The sequence below is a fragment of the Pseudoblastomonas aquimaris genome (assembly GCF_035481675.1).
GTDB lineage: Bacteria > Pseudomonadota > Alphaproteobacteria > Sphingomonadales > Sphingomonadaceae > Alteriqipengyuania_B.
In genome coordinates, this window is sequence record NZ_JAYJJW010000001.1 from 762,821 (window position 1) to 780,985 (window position 18,165).

Consider the following 18,165-nt stretch of genomic DNA (forward strand, 5'->3'; position numbering starts at 1 on the left):
TTTACTCCCCGCGTGCGTCGGGAAAGGTCACGGTCACCGGCTGTCCCTGTCGCAAGCGGCCTTGCGGGTCCTTCACCGTCAGGCGGACGCGGTAGACCAGGTCGGCGCGTATGGCCTCGGTCTCGACCGACTTGGGCGTGAATTCCGCAGTCGTGGCAATGGCGCCGACGGTCGCGGAAAACGGCTGTTCGATGCCGTCGACATGCACGCGAGCGGCCATTCCCGGCGCGATCTTTGCGAGCTCGCCTTGCGCGATATAGGCGCGGACCCTGACAGGTTCGGTCAGGGCCAGCGAGACCACCGGCTGCCCCGCCTGCACGATACTGCCGGCCTCGCGAACGCGGGTTATGACCTGGCCGCGCGAGGGAGCGAGCAGGCGTGTGTCGGACAGGTCAGATTGCGCCAATGCGCGCTCGGCTTCGATAGCCTGCCGGTCGGCGCGGCTCATCGCGCGGTCTTCGGGCCGCTCGCCCGCCTGCACCAGCGACACGGCCGCTTCGGCATCCGCGACCCGGGCCTCGGCCGCCTGCACTGCGGCGCGGGCGGTGTCGACCTCCGCCTTCGAGATGAACCCGCGGTCGATCAGCGCCGCGCGGCGGTCGTACTGCCGCCGGGCTTCTTCAAGCTGCGCGCGCGCATCGGCCAGGCGAGCGCGGCTGCCGGCGATTTCCTGCGGGCGGGCGCCGGAACGGTCGCGCTGCACCGCAGCGTCCGCCGCCGCGAGCCGCGCATCCACCCCGGCGAGCTGGGCTTCCAGCGGGCCGCGGTCGAGCTGTGCCAGCAAGTCGCCTTCGGATACCACGTCGCCTTCGTCCACCAGCAGCCGTTCGATCCTGCCGCCCGTGCGAAAGGCGAGCTCGACTTCGTTGATCTCGACATTGCCGTAGATCTTGAGTTCGCTCTCGGCCTCGGCAGCACCCCACCATCCGAAGGCACGACCGGCGAAGAAGATCGCGGCGCCGAGCGCGGCCACGATCAGGATTTTGCGCAATGCGCCCCTCGCCTTGCCTGCCACCGCAAGCCTCCCCCTCGTCGTCGCAGGATGTGCAACCTCTCCTGAGGGGATTGTGCGCGCACTCAGGGGCGCGAAGCAAGCCTATTTACGGTCACTTATCCCCAAGGCCCCGAGGCTGCGTTCGAGCATCACCAACTGCCAGAGTATCCGACCGTGGTCGGACCGGCCGGAAATATGGCGGTCCGCAAGATCGGATAGCGCCTTGGGATCGAACCAGTCGAGCGCTGCCAGCGTCTTGCTTCGGGCCACCTGCCGGGCCGACGATGCCAGCGGTCCGCGAAACCATTCGGCGATCGGCATCACGAAGCCCTGCTTGGGGCGGTAGAGGATGTCGCGGGGCAGGTAGCGTTCCATGGTGCGCTTCAGGATTGCCTTGCCCTCGCGGCCAGAAACCCGCTGCCCTTCCGGCAAGGCGGCGGCGAACTCAACGAGCCGGTGGTCGAGCAGCGGTTCGCGCGCTTCCAGGCTGGTCGCCATGCTGGTGCGATCGACCTTGGTCAGGATGTCGCTCGGCAGCCAGAACTTGAGGTCCGCATATTGCGCGCGGTCCAGCCCGCTGCGCGCCGGTGCGGTCTCCATCGTCTCGATGAATGGCTGCTCCGCGCGATAGTCACCCCGGGCCTTGAGGAAGGCTTCGGAATACAGCGCGGCGCGCTGGTCCGGCCCGGTAATCGAGACGGCAGAGGCATATGCCTCGGCCCCGCTCACCGACAGGGCGGACAAGGTCGCCTTGGCGCGCAAGGGCCGCGGCGCCCAATCGGCCTTGGGATAGATGCTGGCGAGCGGGCCCAGGATCGCCGACCGAATGCCCGCCGGGATGCGGCTGCGCAGGCGATCCTCGTGATGCTGGAAGACTTGGCGCCGATAGCCTGCGAGCGCCTCGTCCGCGCCGTCGCCGGACAGGGCCACGGTGACATGCTCGCGAGCCAGCTGGCAAACCCGCCAGGTCGGCAGCGCGGAGGCATCCGCGAAGGGCTCGTCGAACATTGCCGCGATAGCGTCCAGCGCGCCGAAATCGTCGGGATCGACGCGGCGCGATTTGTGGTCGGTGCCGAACAGCGCGGCTATGCGCTCGGCATATGAGCTTTCGTCCACCGCCTCGACGTCGAAGCCGATGGAGCAGGTGGTGACCGGCTGCACGCTCCCTTCCGCCATCAGCGCGACGACGCTGGAGCTGTCGACCCCGCCCGAAAGGAATGCGCCCAGCGGAACGTCGGACACCATGCGCGATTGCACCGCCTCGCGCATCAAGTGCAGCAATTCCGCTTCGAGATCGGCGGCTTTGCCCTTGCGACGCTCCGCGAAAGTGATGTCCCACCATTGGCGCGGTTGCGGCGCGGGCTTGCCCATGTCGAACAGGCGGTAATGACCCGCCGGCAGCTTCTCCACGCCGGAGAGGAAGGACCGGTGATCAGGCACATAGCCCCAGGTCATGTATTCCTCGACCGCCAGCGGATCGACGCTGCGCCGCATCAACGGATGGGCGAGGATGGCTTTCAGTTCGGAAGCGAACGCGATCCCGCCGTCGCTGAGCCGTGCCATGAAAAGCGGCTTCACCCCGAAACGGTCGCGCGCTAGCAGCAGCTGCTTCTTCTCAAGATCGTAAAGCGCGAAGGCAAACATGCCGTCGAGGCGGGAGAGGCAACCCTCGCCCCACTTCTGCCAGGCGGCGAGGATGACTTCGGTGTCGCCATCGGTGAGGAATCGGGTGCCGTCCTTTTCCAGCTCGCGGCGTAAGGCGCGGAAATTGTAGATCTCGCCATTGAAGACGATGACCGCGCGCCCGTCGGCGGACACCATCGGCTGCGGCGAGCCTTCGAGGTCGATGATCGAAAGGCGGCGATGGCCGAGCGCGATGCCATGGTCGGTCCACACGCCCGCGCCGTCGGGGCCGCGATGGGCGATGGCGTCGCACATGCGCTCCACCCGTGCCGGATCGACCGGACGGGGGTTTTCCGGATGGATGATGCCCGCAATCCCGCACATGGCGCGTCGCCTAGCGCGGCGTGGTGATGTCGTCGAGCCATTCCCCGCGCGGGGAAATGCTCGCTGCGAAGTCGGCAACGGTGGCTTTCGCGTCGTCGCCTTCCGCCGAAAGGATCAGCGTCGCGGTGGGTTCGCGCTGCATGGCAAGCTTGTCGAGCAGCGTGTGCAGCCTCAGCCGTGCGCCGCTGCCCGTGACATTGTCGCCTTGCAGGTAGCTGGTCTCGGCATAGCGCTTGTGATCTCCGGCGATCAGCAGCCATTGCGCCGAATGGTCCGCTGCGCCCGCTGCATCACCCAGCCAACGCCAGTCGGAGCCCGGCACCAGCGCGCCGGTGCCGAAAGCTGCAGCCTCCCGGCCCGGCCCTTGCGATGCATAAAGCGCGACGAACACGTCGACCCGGCGGCCGTCCGCGTCGGTGTAGCTGCCCAGCAGGCGGTGGTCAGCGCGGGGGGCTTGCGGCTCCCACGCGAAGCGCGGCGCGTAATCAGTCCGCGACCAGCCCGGAACTTCCGGCAAGTCGATCAGCGAAGGCACGGCAGCGCGCGCATTTCCGCTCGCCAGCGACCATGCCGCGGCGAGCGCGAGCAAAGCCGCCGTCAGAAACGCCGCCAGCGATGGCCGCATGGACGGGGACGAGATACGCGTGAGCACTGGGTTGGCCTCGATTGAGGCCGCGTCGATCGCGGGCTCGTCCGCAGCCCGGTCGAAAAAGCGCCATGCGAGTGCTAGAACCAGCACAAGGACGAGCGCAAAGAAGATCCAGCCATAGAAAATATGGTCGAAGCCGGCGGCGAACTCTACGCCCTGCGACTGCGCGATGTAGATCGTGCCCCATGCCCTGATGCCGTTGGCCAGGATCGGGACGATAAGAGCGAAGGCTATGAAGACGATCCGGCGCAGCCAGCTGCGGAACCCGACATGCGCCACCAGCGTGCCGAGCGCGGCCATGGCGACGAGGAATTTCACCCCCGAACATGCCTCCGCAACTTCGAACAATCCCACTGGCGTGTCGATGAACACGCCATCGATGACGGCGGGAATGCCGCTCCATTCCGTCAGCTGGATGGTGATTGCCGCAGTCACCATCTGTAGCGGCGGGACCAGCTCGTCGCCGAACGGCACGAGGAATACCATGTAGGCGAGCGGGAATAGCAGGCCCCAGGCGACGCGGGGCCCGAGGATGGCGAGTACGCTGCCCTGCAGCATTGCCACCACCCCGGCTTGCCGGAACAGGTCGATGCCTGCGAGCGCGCCGCACAGCCACAGGAAAGCTGCGCCGAAGACGACGCAGAGGCCGGGCCACCATCCCTGCGGGACGAGCTTGGCAAGCTCGTCCCTGCGCGTGGCGACCAGCCAGGCGAGGATCGGGGGGATGAAGACGATGTGGTTGTAGGTCGAACTGTTCCACCACTGGTCGGCCATGCGCGCCCAGTCCGGGAAGAACAGGGCAAACACCACCAGCCAGCATCCGGCCAGCGCCACGAGCGGCCGCTGCCAAGCGGCAGGCACCCGGCCCGCCAAGTCAAACGCGCGTTGGCGCAGCGGGGCCTGGCTCAACTCAGCCGACATCGCGCGCCAGCTCCCGGTGGACCGGGAAGCCCATCAACGCGGGCAGCTTCTCTAGCATGGCGGGCCAGCTGCGATGGTCGAGCACAAAGTCCCGGCCCGCCGCGCCAAGCGCGTTGCGGCGCTCGCCGTCGGCCAATAGCGCCAAAGCGGATGCTGCGAAATCCTCGTCGCTGTCGGCGATTTCGAGATGGACGCCCGCTTGCGCCTCGATCCCGGTCGCGGCTTCGGGCGTGACGAGGACGGGCCGGGCCATGGCCATCGCCTCCAGCACCTTGTTCTGCACTCCGCGCGCGATGGTAAGCGGGGCCACGACGATATCCGCCGCAGCAAGGAAGGGGCGCATGTCGGGCACGGCGCCCCACACGCGGGTTCCGTTCAAGCCGTCCAGTCGCTGAACCTCCGCCGACGGTGCGCGGCCGACGATGTGGAACGCGGCATCTGGATGAACCTCGCAAATAACGGGCATGATGCGCCGAGCCATCCGCTCCACTGCGGACACGTTCGGCGCATAATCCATCTGGCCGCTGAAGACGAAATGCGGGCCTTTCGTGGCCGCAATGTCCGGCTGGGGCGTCGCGCTGCGCGGGGAAAAGAACTCTGCATCGATACCATTGCCGAGCGCCTGAACGTCGGCCGCGCTGCCACCGGGCAAGCGGCGGCGCATCAGCCGTGCTTCCGCCTCGCTCACCAGCAGCGCATGATCGGCTGCCTCGCACAGTCGGACTTCCTCGCGGTGGAGCAGACGTGCTTCGCGTGCGTCGATCCATGCGCGGGGGCCGCTACCATCGTCGGCGTAGGCGGCAAACTTGGCCGAATCGACATCGACCAGATCGACGACGAGCCGCCCGGTCCAGTCGGCCGGTACGTATTGCCCCATCTGCCCGGAAAAGACGTAGATCGCGCCGATCTGTCGCTCTCGCAGGGTCTTTTCGACCCAGTCGCGCAGGCTTTCATTGCGGAATGCGGTGAGGCTGACCGGCTCGCGGCTTGCGAGCGCTTTCAGGCCTGCGACGGCAAGCGGCGTGGTCCGGCGCGCGAGGTGGAAGCTATCCGCGATCGCCGCCAGTTCGCCCTCCTGCGCCATGTCGTCATCGGTTTCGCCAAGCGTGCCGACATGAACCGGCGCGATGGCGGCCAGCGCCTTCAGGATGTGGTGCGAACGGATCTTGTCCCCGCGATCGGGCGGAAACGGCACGCGGTGCGCGAGGAAGAGAATTTCGCTCATTGCCCCGCCTCACCCGAGGCTGCGGGCGATGAAGGGGCCGATGCGGTTGGCGACGGACAGCGGCAGGCGCTGCCACGCGGCGATCTTTGCCGAGTTGCCGTCGCTGGTGGGGTCGACGTCGCGCGGCTTGCAGCCCGGCGCGGTCCATTTCGCATAAGCGAGCGGCTCCGGCTCGAACCCCCAGTTCTTCTTGTAGTGCCAAGGACCGCTGCCGGTCTTGCTGCGCCCGAAATCGAAGCGCGTCATGCCGCGGCGGCGGGCGTGGCGCATCAGCTCGAAATACATGCGGTCGTTGGCGCGCAGATGCCGCGCTGCTGCCGTTCCGCCGCCCCAATAAGGCAGCACGGCGCCGTCGTGGTAGAGCGACAGGACGCTCGCTACCGGCGCGCCATGATGCCGCAAGGTCAGGATGTCTGCGTCGAGCGTATCGAGTACCGCATCGAAAAGGCTGCGCGGAAAGACCGGCGTGCCCAGATTGCGGACGCTTTCCGCATAGACGCAGTAGTGGTCCGCCCGGTCACGCTCGGAGACGCCGACCGAAACTGCAAGGTCGTTCTTCAGCCCCTTGCGCACCTCGGCGCGGGCCTTGCGCGGGATGGCCAGCAATTCGGCTTCGTCGTCGGCAGCAAGATCGCGCGCGAAGCCGCAATGCGCCTGGTCCTGCACGCGCCACCCGGCAGGCGCCTCGCCGCCCCTCAGCTCCACCTCCTCGCACGACAGTCGGATGGCCAATTCCTCTACCGCCTGTGCAAGTGCGGCATGGCCTGCTTCGTCGAAAGCGAGAATACCTCCTTCGACAGCAAATCCGCTCGAAACGAGCGCGCGGCCGAAGACGGGCGAATGCACTTCGGTCAGGGGAAGGAAGCCGGTGAGTTCGCCAGCCCGTTCCGCGACGAGACCATGGGCGACTTGCCCCGTGCCCTGTTCCACGGCAGCGAGCCACTGCGGACGGTGGAACACGGTGCCGCCCTGCTCCGCCACGAACGCCTCCAGCCGCGCGCATTCGTCCGGCTCGGCAAGCCGGGCAGCGCGCACCTGGATGCGGGTGTGGGCGAAGGGCGCGTTCACGCGGCCAAGCTCTCCGCCGATTGCGCTTCGCGATGGGCAATCATGTCCATCCGTCCCCACGCGAACTCGTCCACCAGCTGGCGCAGCTTGTCCGCCATCTGGTCGAGCTTCGAATAGTGGCGAAGGCGCGACTTGAGCGGCGCCCCGGCCACGCGCGGCTGGCCCGGGTCGATTTCCCACGGGTGGAAATAGAACACGGCGGGACGCGCGTCGGTGCGATTCACCTGCCGGATTGCCCAGCGCGAGAAGGCGTAGGGAAGCACGCGGAAGAACCCGCCGCCGCCCGCTGCCAAGCGCTTCCCGCCGAACATGGCGGTCGTCACCGGGATTTCGACAAGGTCGCTCCACGGCAGCGGCTTGAAAGCGAAGCGCGGGGCGTCCGCCCAGCCATAATGATCGTGCGTGACCGGCGCGACGCTGCTGGAATAGGCATAACCTTGCTCGGCCAGTTCCGCATAGGCCCACGGCGTGCGGTGATCTATCGAGAAACTCGGCGCGCGATAGCCGGTGATGCGCACCCCGCCTGCATCCTCAAGGACCTTGCGGGCGCGGTCGATGTCAGCGCGAAACGCCTCGCGGCCCAGCTTGAAGACGCGGCCGTGGTCCCAGCCATGGCTGGCCAGTTCGTGGCCGCGCGCCACGATTTCGCCGATCAGCGGCTTGTGGCGCTCGGCCACCCAGCCCAGCGTGAAAAACGTCGCCTTCACCTCGGCGGCATCGAACATGTCGAGGATCAGCCGGACGTTGCGGTCGACCCGGTCATCCAGATTGTCCCAGTCGCCGCGCTCGATCACGTTCTCGAACGCGCCGACCTGGAACCAGTCCTCGACATCGACCGACAGGCCATTGACGATGCGTGCGGAATCCATGCCGCCTGCTCCCTCAGGCCGCGATCGAGCGGTCGTTCTCGATCCAGTCGATCAGCATGGTCAGCGTATGGCGGATGATCCGCTCCTGGTCGGAAAGCTGGTCCTCGATCCGCGACAGGCGCTCGGCAAAATCGGTGTCGTCGTTGCCCTCTGTATCGCGGGCTTCGGATAACTCGACGATGGCCTGCTGCAGTTCGGCGATCTGCGCGTCCCGTTCGGCAAGCAGCGCATGGACCGCTTCGAGGTCGACGGTGGGAACGGCCTCCGGTTCGGCGATATCGGCAGCTTCGGGGTCCGGCGCTGAGAAATCGGCCGTCTCTTCGGGCTCTTCCACGAAGTCGTCGGCACTTGGCGGTTCGGCAGCAATCGGCTGAGCCACGGGACGCGGTGCGGGCGAAACGCCGTTGTCGGCGGCGATCTCGTCAAGCACGTCCTGCAGCATGTCGGTGTCGAGATGCGTTTTCTGCTCCACCGCGCCGAGCAGCAGCAGCCGCGTTGCGACCTGGTTGATCTTGCGCGGCACACCGTCGGTGGCTTCGTACAGCTTGGCGAAGACCGCCTCGTCGAAGTTCGGGTGCTCGCCGTCCCAGCCTACGCATTTCAGGCGATGCTCGATATAGGGCTTCACTTCGCCCGGCTCCATCGCCTCAAGGTGATGGGTGGCAATCACGCGCTGGCGCAGCTGTTCGAGAGCGGGATGCTGTTGCAGCGTCTGGCGGAATTCCGGCTGGCCCAGCAGCAGCGTTTGCAGCAGCGGGTGGTTGCCGAGCTGGAAGTTCGAGAACATCCGCAGCTCTTCCAGCGCCTCGATCGACAGGTTCTGCGATTCGTCGATGATGAGCAGGCAGCGGCGCCCTGCGCGCGCTTCCTCGTGCAGCAAGCTCTCGATCATGCCGAGCGCGGTCGCCTTGTCGTGGCCTTCAACCTCGATGCCGAACGCCTGGGCGACGACATGGACGACCTCTTCCTCGTCCAGCTTGCTCGTGACGATCTGCGCGATGGTCAGCTGGCTAGGGTCGATGGTGCTGGTCAGGTGGGCGACCAGCGTCGACTTGCCCGAACCGATCGCGCCGGTGATGACGATGAAGCCCTCGCCCTGTGCCAGCCCGTAGCCGAGGTAGCTCAGCGCCTTGCGATGCGTGCCGCTCTGGAAATAGAACGCGGCATCCGGCGTCAGCTGGAAAGGTCGGCCGGTGAGACCATAGAATTCATCGAACATTGTCTGTCGTCCCCGGTATCAGAATGTGTAGCGCAGGCCGAGCGCGGCGCGCGCGGTCCACAGGTCTTCGAGCAGTTCGTCGTCGCGCAGCACGCCGTCGATCCCCACCGCTGCCGAGGCCGAGAGGCCCGCTGCCAGCGTACGGTAATAGGACGCGGTGCTGCCGAGGTTCACCAGCTCGCTATCGTCGGCAAAGCCGCTCTGGAACAGGTTGGCATAGCCGTTCAGGTTGAAGCTGGAGCGGCGATCGATCTGTGTGTTGTAGAAGGCCGATGCCCAGTAGTTTTCGTCCACGATGCCATCGGCAAGTGCCAAGACGGTCCCTTCCGCCCCGATATATTCGCGGTTGTCGTAACCGAGGCCGAGGCCCCACGACGAACGGGTGAGGTTGCGGGCATAGGTCGCCCCCACGCCGCGCGAGCGGAACGTGCCGGAGCGGACCGAAGCCAGCGCCGGGCTGAGGCAGGTCGCGCCCTCCGTGCCGCCGACGCAGCCGAAGATGTCGCCCGTCAGCGGATCGCGATTGGCGCGGAAATTGGTCGGAAGGTCGGCCAGCGTGCTGGTCAGCTGGTTACCGAAGCCCTGCACCTGGTCGTAGACGCCGACATTTAGGCTGGTCCGCGTATTGGGCTGGTAGGACAGGCTACCCCAGTAGCTGGTGGAGCCGTAACGACGCCCGACATAGGCCTGCGCGGCGGTGCGGCGCGAAGGGCGCCACATCACGCCGACATCCCAGATCAGGCCGTCGGCCTCGTACGCGATCGTGCGCGGTGCACTGTCGTCGGTAACGAAGCGGCCGTCGGGGCCGAGCAGCGGTACATCGGTGACCGGATCGCGTACGGCGTCGCGGCTGGAAATCTCGACGTCCTCATAGCCGATGCCGCCGACCACGGCGACGGTCGAGCTGACCGGCACCGTCACATCGCCGCGCACGCGGAAATCGCGCACGCGCTGGTCGAGGTTGGAGATATCTTCCTGCACGAAGCTTGAGCCGACGCCCACGCCGATCGGCAGGGCCTCGCCCGGACGGCTGGCAATGCGCGCCTGCGCTGCATGCACCGTGCTTTCGTCGAACACGTCGATCGGCTCGATGGCAGGGTTGGCGGTAACCACGTCCTGCTGTTCGACCTTGGTGTAGCCGAAGCGATAGGACGCCTCGGTCTGGAAATCGCCGACGCGGCCCTGCACGCTCGGCCCGGCATAGGCGGAATAGATCTGCGTCGAGCGATCGTCCTGCACGCCGAAGCTGTCGGACAGCGCGCCGTTGCCCTCGATGGACGTCCGGGTGGCAAGTGCGCCGGCCTCCACGAATACGTTGCGCGGGACGATGGCGGTCGATGCACGGGCGATGCCGCTGATCGTGTCGCCGTCCACGCCGTTGTCGTCATAGCCGATGCGTCGTTCGTAGCGCAGCGAGACCGACGCATCGGTGTTGCGCCCGTCGATATAGGTGTCGATGCCCGCCGCGACGCTGGTGTAGGTCACCACGTCGTTGCCCGGATCGAGCTCCGCGAACAGGATCTGGTTCACCTCGATATAGGGCTCGACCTCGATCCGCTGGGCCGAAGCTTCGCTTTCCCCGCGATATTCGCGGCCTTCCTCGCGCTCCTGCGCCATGGCCTGCGCGGGCAGGACCAGGGCTGCGGCAATCGCCAGGCGAGCGGTGGTGGTGAAACGCATGGGGTTACCCTCCGTAACCGTAGTAGGTCCCGAAGCGGCGACCGCTCGGGCTGAAACTGGTGGCATTGAGTACGAGCTTGATGTCGTGGCAGTCGGCCAGGAGCGACACCGCATCCTCGAGCGAGCTGCGCGAGGTGCGGTCGGCGCGGGCGATCAGCAGCGCCTGCAACACATGCCCGGCCAGCTCTGCCGCGGGAGAAGCGGCAAGCGCAGGCGGGCTGTCGAAAATGACGAGACGATTGGGCGCGCCCTGCGTCAGCCGCGCGAGAACCTCGTTGGTCCGCTCGCTGGCGAGATATTCGCTGTCGTGTTCGGTTTGCGTACCGGCAGGCAGGACGCTCAGCCCCGGCATGTCGGTGCGGATGACGCAGTCGGCGACATCGATCCGGTCGTCCGCCAGCGCATCCATCAGCCCCTTGCCGCCAGAGAGGCCGAGCGTGGACAGGACGGAAGGCTTGGCGAAATCGGCATCGACGAGAACGACTTCGCTGTCCTTCTCGACCGCCATCGCCAGCGCCAGGTTGCACGCGGTGAAGGTCTTGCCCTCGCCCGGAAGCGGCGAACATACCAGCACGCGTTGGCCGAAACCATTGCCGCCGGCCTTGGCGGATTGCATCACCTGCCGCTTCAGGATGCGGAATTCCTCGAGCAGCCGGCTGGAGCCGCTTTCCGGAATGATCAGGCCCTGCTCTTCCAGGCGGTCGCGATCGATCGTCTGGCGCGGCGAGGTGAAATCGACGCGCGGCAGTTCGGGTTCGGGAGCCGGGAGGGGTTCCGTTGCGGCTATCGGTTCGGGTTGAGCGGCCGGGGCTACAGGAGCAGGCGCGGCAGCCGAAGCCGGAACTGGCACGACCTTCTCGACCACGACCTTGGTTTTCTCGGCTTTCTTGCGCACCCGCTTGGCAGGCGGCGGCGCGAGGTCGCGCGGCACCGGGCGGGCATTGAGGCCGCCGATGCCGAACGTGTCGGTCACACGCTCGAGCAGCGAATTCTTCTTCGCCTCGCCTTCGCCATCGCCGCTGTCGGGCACGGGAATCTTGCTGTGTTCGGTCATTGTCCCGTTCCCCCTCAGGCCACCATGCCGCGCTGCACGAATTCGACCCCGACAAGGATCACGAACACCGCCGCGAGCCCGCCGCCCGCCATCGCGAATTGTTTCAGGCGCTTGTGGGCGAGGATCTTGCTTGCCGGCGTCGGGCTGGTCGAAACGGTACCGATCACCGGCAGTTCAAGTGCCTTTTCGAGCCCTGCGGCCGTCTGGAAGCCGGAGCCGATCTGGCCGGCGAGGAACGCGACGCCCGCCCCCGCACCAAGGCCGAGCACCAGCACGGCTGCCAGCAGCAGCGGGCGGTTCGGCGCGGCCGGCACGCGCGGGCTGGTGGGCGGATCGATGACTTCGAACTTGATCGCGCTGCGCTCGGTTTCCACCGAGCCGCGTAGCTTCAGTTCCTCGCGGTCCTGCAGCAGCTTGTCGTATTGTTCGCGCAGCACCTCGTAATCGCGGCTGATGCGGGTCGCTTCGGCGGCCACGCCCGGCTCTTGCGCCTGGCTTGCCATCGTCTGCGCGATCTCCGTGCTGAGCGCGGCCTTGCGCGATTGCAGCGCGGTGACATTCGCCTGCCGTTCCGCCTTGATCGAAAGCAGGGAACTGTACGCCGGGTTCATCGACGAAGTGCCGCCGGCACCTTCGGCCGCGGCTTGCGGGCGCAGCGCCTCGATCTGGCGGTTCATCGCGATCACGTCGGGGTGGCTGTCGGTCAGGCCGCGGCCTTTCAGCCCGGCGAGCTGCGAGCGTGCCTGTGCGAGCGCGGCGCTCGCGGCGCCCTGCGGCGCGGAACCGGCGATGGTGCGCGGCGTGTTGCCGAGCTGGCCCTCGATAGCGGCAAGCGCGCTCTGTGCAGCCGCTAGGTCGCTTTCAACGGCGCGCAACTCGCTGCGCGTGTTGGCAAGCTGTGCGCCGATGGCGGCCGCGCCGCCGATCAGTTCGGGGTTCTCGGCCTCGAACGCCAGGCGGCGCTGTTCGGCCTCTTCCAGTTCGGCCTGCCGCTCGGCCAGCTGCTGGTCGAGGAACGTGATGGATTCGCGCATTTCACCGCGCCCGCCGGCGAGGTTCTCTTCGCGGAAGATGTCGATCATCTTCTGTACGATGTCCTGCGCCAGCACGGCGTTCTCGCCATCGGACAGGTCGCTCCGGCCGCTGCTGGCGGTAATCGTGAACAGGCTTTCCTGCTCGCTGCTGACCTGGATGTTCTCGGCCAGCTCCTCGACCGCGATTTCCATCTGCCGGGGAGAGGTCACGTCTTCGCCGATGCGCGTGGAGCGTACGACTTTCTCGAGGTTGATGGCGCTCGTCAGCGTTTGGCGGACGCGCTGGATATCCTTCTCGCGATTGCCCGCGCCGATGCCGATCTGCTGCGCGAGCGCATCGTCCAGCTGCACGAAGATACGGCTGCGGCTTTCGTAGCTGTTGGGGATGAAGGCGATGGCCGCCCAACCCAGCAGGCACACGCCCCACGCCACGCCGAGCGCCAGCCAGCGCCGGTTCCAGACGGAATAGAGCGCGATGCGCAGTTCTTCGAGGATCTGGTTCATGGGGTCGGTGCCGCCTTAGAAATTGCTTTCCGGGATAATCACCACGTCGCCCGGACGCAGCATCACGTTGGCGGAGCTGTCGCCGTCCTTCAGCAGGTCGGCGAGGCGCAGGCGGTATTCGCGCTGCTGGCCGCTCTCTCGGTCGAACCGGATCAGCTTCGCGCGGTTGCCGCTGGCGTATTCGCTGAGGCCGCCGACAGCGATCATTGCGTCGAGCACGGTCATGTTCGCGCGGTAGGGGATCGAGGCCGGCTGCGCGGTCGCACCGACGATGCGGACCTGCTGGCTGAACGTGCCTGCGAAATTCGTCACGATGACCGACACGATCGGCTCGGAAATATACTGGCTAAGCTGCAGGCGGATGTCCTCCTGCAGCATGGCGGGCGTCTTGCCGACCGCCGGCATATCCGTGACCAGCGGCGTCGTGATGCGCCCGTCTGGGCGGACCTGCACGCTTTCGGCGCTGAGTTCCGGATTGCGCCAGACGTGGATGGTCAGCTCGTCGAGCGGGCCGATGATATATTCCTCGCTCGGCCCCTCCTGCAGCGGGACGTGCTGGACGGACGGCAGTTCGGGGCCGGAACCCGCGCCTGCGCAACCGGTCAGGCCGAGCACGGCCATCGCTGTGCCAGCGAGCAGGGAATTGATACGTTTCGCGGACATACGTCCTCCATCCTTCGCAAATTTGCAGGCGACAGAGCCTGCGGATCCACGATGCGGGATGGCGGAAAAGGGTGAATATACCGTTAGCCAAACGGCGTTAATCGGCGGCGTCCCAAGCCGGGACTGCGGCCCTTCAAAGGTTAACGTGCGTTAGGAGCCGGTGGCCGGGGCCATGATCTCGCGCGCCGGCCCCTGGCCGAGGAACTGCGCCGGGCTGGCCGTGGCACCGTAGGCCCCGGCGCAGAACACCGCCACCACGTCGCCCACCCCGGCCTGCGGCAACTCGACTGCATCGGCGAGACGGTCGAGTGGGGTGCACAGGCACCCGACAATGCTCGCGACCTCCTCTGCCGGTGCATCGAACCGGTTGGCGATTGCGACCGGATAATTGCGGCGGATGACCGTGCCGAAATTGCCCGATGCGGCGAGCTGGTGATGCAGGCCGCCGTCGGTGACGAGGAACGTGTGCCCGTGGCTTTCCTTTCGTTCGACGATGCGCGTCAGGTAGACCCCCGCTTCCCCGACGAGGTATCGACCGAGTTCGATCGCGTATTCGGTTGCGGCGAATTCTTCCGGCAGGTCGGCGAAACGCTCCCCCAAGAATGAGCCGATGGGCGCGATGTTGAGCGGTTCGTCGCCGTGGAAATAGGGGATGCCGAAGCCGCCCCCCATGTTGAGATGCGGCAGCCCTACCCCGGCCTCGCGGCAAAGGCGCAAGGCGAGATCGAGGATATTGCCGAGCGTTTCGATCAGCGCCTCATGATCGAGGGCCTGGCTGCCGGTGTAGATATGCAGCCCGCGCCATTCCGCCTCGCCCTCGGCAATCCGGCGCGCAAGCGCGGGTACGCGCTCGGCATCGACACCGAACGGCTTCGCCCCGCCGCCCATTTTCATGCCGGAGCCTTTGAGCTCGAAATCCGGATTGACCCGGATCGCCAAGCGCGGCGTGTGTCCGGTCGCCTGCCCGATGGCGAGCGCGCGTTCGACTTCGCCCTCGCTCTCGCAATTCAGCGTCACCCCGGCGGCGATTGCGTCGCGCAATTCCTCGTCCCGCTTGCCGGGTCCGGCGAAGCTGACGATGGCGGGATCGATCCCGGCCTCCATCAGCATCGCCAGCTCGCCGCCGCTTGCGATGTCGAATCCGTCCACCAGCGGCGCCATCGCGTCGATGACCCCGCGAAACGGGTTAGCCTTGATCGCGTAATGGATCGACAGGCGGTGCGGCATCGCATCGCGCAGGGCCGCCATCTGCGCCTGCATCCGCGCCTCGCTATAGACGAACAGCGGCGTTCCGCCCGCCTCGGCGATCCACTCGTCCGCGGTCTTCGCGCCGATGACGAGCTGGCCGCCTGTCGCGGTGAACCCCGCCGGGATGGGCCCTGTCGGTTTCATGCGGCGATCTCCTGCATCAGGGCAGTGCGGTCGATTTTTCCGTTCGGGTTGAGCGGCATCGACTGGCGCCAGTGGATGACCTGCGGCTGCATGAAATTCGGCAGTTGCCGCGCAAGCTTCTTCGCCAAGGCCGGGTCCTCCATCGGCGTATCGTCTGCGGGACGGACTACGAGATGGACCGCATGGCCCAGCTTGGCGTCGGGAACGCCGAGCGCGCAGGCTTCGGCCACGAGGCCGGAGGCAAGCGCCGCTTCCTCGATTTCCAGCGGGCTGATGCGGTTGCCGCTGCTCTTGATCATGGCGTCGCGGCGGCCGACGAAATAGAGCAAACCGTCCGCATCCCGCTTCACGCGGTCGCCGGACCACACCGCCGTGCCGCCATAGCGCGATGCTGCCGGTGCCGGCTTGAACCGTTCCGCCGTGCGTTCCGCATCCTGCCAATAGCCTTGCGCCACCAGGGGCCCGCAATGGACCAGTTCGCCCTCCTCGCCCGCCCCTGGCACCGTGCCGTCATCGGCAACGACGAGGATTTCGGCAAAGGGGATCGCTGTGCCCATGGAGGCCGGATTGGCGTCGATCAGTCCGGGATCGAGATAGGTCGATCGGAATGCCTCGGTCAGGCCGTACATCGCGTAGATATCGGCGTCGGCGAAATCGGCCCGCAGCGCCCTCACGAGGTCGGGCGTCAATGCGCCGCCGCTGTTGGTGAGCCGCCGCATCGCAGCCGTGGCGTCGCCCGGCCAGTCGAGCTCCGACAGCTGGACCCAGAGCGGCGGCACCGCAGCGAGCGTCGTGACGCCATGCCGGGCGCAGGCTTTCACCACGTCGCGAGGGAAGAGATAGTCGAGCGGCGTCACGCAGCCGCCCGCATACCACGTCGAGAGCAGCTGGTTCTGGCCGTAATCGAAGCTCAGCGGCAGGACTGCCAGAGTGACGTCGTCGGCGGACAGCTTGAGATAATGGGCCACGCTGACGGCACCCAGCCACAGGTTCGCATGGCTCAGCATGACGCCCTTGGGCCGGCCGGTGCTGCCGCTGGTGTAGAGGATTGCCGCCAGGGCGTCCGGATCGGCATCGGAGGGGGGCAGCGCTGCGTCCGACTGCGCGACGTCATCCCACAGGCTCCCTTCCGAAAGCGTCTCGCAACTTGCGGGGATGTCGCCGCTTTCGAGTGACGCCAGTCGCGCTTCGTTGGCGATCAGCAGCACCGAACCGCTATCGGCCAGGATATGCGCCGCCTGCGCCCGCTTGAGCAGCGGGTTGATCGGCACGTGCACAAGGCCTGCCCGCGGGGCGGCCAGCGGCAGCAGGCAGGTAAGCTCGCCCTTGGCGGCCCAGCTCGCCACGTGCGCGCCCTTCTTTGGAATTCGTTCGGCGAGCCAGCCCGCCAATTGCGCGACACGGGTTCTTAAGTCACCATGGCTAAGCGTGCGATCCTTGAGCACGAGCGCAGGCGCGTCCGCCCTGCCTCTTTCGGCAAGGTGATCGAGCGGACGCGGATCGGGATCGGGCGGCTGGGGCATGGGCCTCGGGTCGACAGGGGGCAAGGAACGCGGTGGACGGCGGCAGCTATCACGACGTGGTTACCAAACTGCAAGCCTTCGCCGAAACGGCGAAGGGTCCCTTTGCACGTCCCGAGTGGTTCGGCCTGCTTGCGAGGCATGATAGCGCTTCACAAACAATAGCCGCAAATGATTGTTCTGCATTCGTTATTGTGGAGGATGAGGGCGGGGTCCGCGCATCTGCGAATTGGTACAGCTTCACCTGGCATCCGTTCGGGGAGCGGAAAGGCTTTGCCGATCTGGCGCGAGGCCTGCGCCGGTCTGCGGCACTAGTGTCGCTCGGTCCGCTGGCCGATGACGACGGCACGGCGAGCGCGCTTCTCGCAGCATTCCGCTCCGCTGGCTGGGTTGCCGCGCTCGAGGCGTGCGACGTGAACCACGTGCTGGACCTTCGTGGCCGGGACTATGCGGCCTACCTTGCCGATCGTCCGGGACGCCTGCGCACCACGATCAAGCGCAAGTCCAAGAAAGTCACTTGCGAGATTTTTTCCGATTTTCATCAACATGCATGGCAGGCTTACGAACAGGTCTATGCCGCCAGCTGGAAGCCCGAAGAAGGGCTGCCCGCCATGTTACGGGAATTCGCGTCGCAGGAAGGCGAGGCCGGACGGCTGCGCCTCGGTCTTGCCTATCACGAAGGCGAGCTGGTCGCAGCGCAATTCTGGACGGTGGAAAACGGCACTGCTTACATCCACAAGCTCGCCCACACCGATGCGGGCCAACCGCTGTCGGCCGGGACGGTGCTGAGCGCGGCGCTGTTCCGTCACGTGATCGACAATGATGGCGTCTTGCTCGTCGATTTCGGGACGGGCGACGATGCCTACAAGCGCGACTGGATGGAGCAGGTGCGCACGCGCTATCGCCTGCTCGCCTACGATCCGCGCCAACCGCGCGCCTGGCCGCGTCTCGCCCGCAAGCTGCTCCGCAATCCGCGCGCCTATCTTGCCTCCCGGCAAGCACGTGGCTAGAGCGCGCGCAAGCAATCGGGGGCGACAGCCACAATGGACCAGCAGGAACAGACCGGCGCTGTGGCCGAGGAAACTACGCCTGGCGCGCCGACGCGCGGGCAAACGGATGTCCTCCTCAGGACGATCTGCGCCGATGTCCTCGGCCTTTCCGACGAGCAGGTCGCGGAGTTCGAAGAGGACACGGGCCTGTTCGGACATCTTCCCGAACTCGATTCCATGGCCGTCGCCGGCCTCCTCACCGAGATGGAAGACCGGCTCGACATCACCATCGACGACGACGACGTCGACGGGGAAATGCTGGAAACCTATGGCGGGCTGCTCGATTTTGCCCACGGCAAGCGCACCGCGGGCTAAGG

15 protein-coding genes are annotated in these 18,165 nt (G+C 66.6%); 2 read left to right on the forward strand and 13 right to left on the reverse strand.

Translation table 11 applies throughout. The annotated features are described in order from the left end of the window. Position 1: 1 nt before the first annotated feature. The 13 genes from VCJ71_RS03660 to VCJ71_RS03720 form a co-directional block, all read right to left on the reverse strand. Positions 2–1,015, reverse strand: a complete 1,014-nt coding sequence (locus VCJ71_RS03660; RefSeq protein ID WP_324639178.1) for an HlyD family secretion protein — start codon at positions 1,013–1,015, stop codon at positions 2–4. Positions 1,016–1,096: 81 nt separating this feature from the next. After that, entirely contained in the window at positions 1,097–3,001 is a 1,905-nt protein-coding gene (locus tag VCJ71_RS03665; protein ID WP_324639180.1) for an XrtA/PEP-CTERM system amidotransferase, read from the reverse strand. A 10-nt stretch (positions 3,002–3,011) separates the two neighbouring features. After that, positions 3,012–4,523 carry an exosortase A gene (gene xrtA, locus VCJ71_RS03670; RefSeq protein ID WP_324639182.1) on the reverse strand — a complete coding sequence of 504 codons (1,512 nt, stop codon included), beginning with the start codon at positions 4,521–4,523 and terminating at the stop codon, positions 3,012–3,014. A 37-nt stretch (positions 4,524–4,560) separates the two neighbouring features. After that, positions 4,561–5,796 carry a TIGR03087 family PEP-CTERM/XrtA system glycosyltransferase gene (locus tag VCJ71_RS03675; protein ID WP_324639184.1) on the reverse strand — a complete coding sequence of 412 codons (1,236 nt, stop codon included), beginning with the start codon at positions 5,794–5,796 and terminating at the stop codon, positions 4,561–4,563. Positions 5,797–5,805: 9 nt separating this feature from the next. After that, the gene (locus VCJ71_RS03680; protein ID WP_324639185.1) at positions 5,806–6,864 is read right to left on the reverse strand and encodes a FemAB family XrtA/PEP-CTERM system-associated protein; all 1,059 of its coding nucleotides are present in this window, start codon (positions 6,862–6,864) and stop codon (positions 5,806–5,808) included. After that, entirely contained in the window at positions 6,861–7,733 is an 873-nt protein-coding gene (locus VCJ71_RS03685) for an XrtA system polysaccharide deacetylase (RefSeq protein ID WP_290135303.1), read from the reverse strand. The genes VCJ71_RS03680 and VCJ71_RS03685 overlap by 4 nt, the downstream gene beginning before the upstream one ends. A 13-nt stretch (positions 7,734–7,746) precedes the next feature. Next, a complete protein-coding gene (locus VCJ71_RS03690; protein ID WP_324639188.1) occupies positions 7,747–8,952 on the reverse strand; it encodes an XrtA/PEP-CTERM system-associated ATPase in 1,206 nt (401 codons plus the stop codon). An 18-nt stretch (positions 8,953–8,970) separates the two neighbouring features. Next, a complete protein-coding gene (locus VCJ71_RS03695) occupies positions 8,971–10,632 on the reverse strand; it encodes a porin family protein (RefSeq protein ID WP_324639190.1) in 1,662 nt (553 codons plus the stop codon). A gap of 4 nt (positions 10,633–10,636) precedes the next feature. Continuing rightward, positions 10,637–11,686 carry an AAA family ATPase gene (locus tag VCJ71_RS03700; RefSeq protein WP_324639192.1) on the reverse strand — a complete coding sequence of 350 codons (1,050 nt, stop codon included), beginning with the start codon at positions 11,684–11,686 and terminating at the stop codon, positions 10,637–10,639. 14 nt (positions 11,687–11,700) lie between these two features. Further along, positions 11,701–13,224, reverse strand: coding sequence for an XrtA system polysaccharide chain length determinant (locus tag VCJ71_RS03705; RefSeq protein WP_324639193.1), 1,524 nt, complete (start codon positions 13,222–13,224; stop codon positions 11,701–11,703). Positions 13,225–13,239: 15 nt separating this feature from the next. Next, positions 13,240–13,887: an XrtA/PEP-CTERM system exopolysaccharide export protein gene (locus tag VCJ71_RS03710; RefSeq protein ID WP_324639194.1), complete on the reverse strand. Its 648-nt coding sequence runs from the start codon at positions 13,885–13,887 to the stop codon at positions 13,240–13,242. Between the two features lie 150 nt (positions 13,888–14,037). After that, on the reverse strand, positions 14,038–15,279 hold the full coding sequence (locus VCJ71_RS03715; protein ID WP_324639195.1) for a pyridoxal-dependent decarboxylase, exosortase A system-associated: 1,242 nt from the start codon (positions 15,277–15,279) through the stop codon (positions 14,038–14,040). Then, a complete protein-coding gene (locus tag VCJ71_RS03720; protein ID WP_324639196.1) occupies positions 15,276–16,802 on the reverse strand; it encodes an acyl-CoA ligase (AMP-forming), exosortase A system-associated in 1,527 nt (508 codons plus the stop codon). The genes VCJ71_RS03715 and VCJ71_RS03720 overlap by 4 nt, the downstream gene beginning before the upstream one ends. A 311-nt stretch (positions 16,803–17,113) precedes the next feature. Between VCJ71_RS03720 and VCJ71_RS03725 the strand changes: the two genes are divergently transcribed. Both VCJ71_RS03725 and VCJ71_RS03730 read left to right on the forward strand, forming a co-directional pair. Continuing rightward, on the forward strand, positions 17,114–17,809 hold the full coding sequence (locus VCJ71_RS03725) for a GNAT family N-acetyltransferase (protein ID WP_324639198.1): 696 nt from the start codon (positions 17,114–17,116) through the stop codon (positions 17,807–17,809). Between the two features lie 33 nt (positions 17,810–17,842). Further along, positions 17,843–18,163: a phosphopantetheine-binding protein gene (locus tag VCJ71_RS03730; protein WP_324639199.1), complete on the forward strand. Its 321-nt coding sequence runs from the start codon at positions 17,843–17,845 to the stop codon at positions 18,161–18,163. The last annotated feature ends 2 nt before the right edge of the window (positions 18,164–18,165 follow it).